We start from the raw sequence: 271 nt of genomic DNA on the forward strand, positions 1-271 counted from the left end.
CAGGTGGAGCACCCGGTCACCGAGGAAATTACCGGCCTCGATCTGGTCCGTGAGCAGTTCCGCATTGCCGAAGGCAAGGAACTGTCCATCAAGGAAGACCCGGAGATGCACGGTCACGCTTTCGAGTTCCGCATCAATGGCGAGGACGCCGGCAGCAACTTCATGCCGGATCCGGGCACCATCACCAAGTACGTCGAACCGTCCGGCCCGGGTGTCCGCATGGACACCGGCATCAAGCAGGGCGATGTCATCGGCGGCCAGTTCGACTCCA

The 271-nt window shown here is 62.0% G+C and carries 1 protein-coding gene; it reads left to right on the plus strand.

The genetic code is table 11. The features are described 5' to 3' along the window. Positions 1 to 271, plus strand: a 271-nt coding sequence (locus tag QP140_RS09995; protein WP_442875045.1) for an ATP-binding protein, incomplete at both ends; no start/stop codon positions are given.

This window comes from Corynebacterium sp. UMB9976, from assembly GCF_030212265.1.
GTDB lineage: Bacteria > Actinomycetota > Actinomycetes > Mycobacteriales > Mycobacteriaceae > Corynebacterium.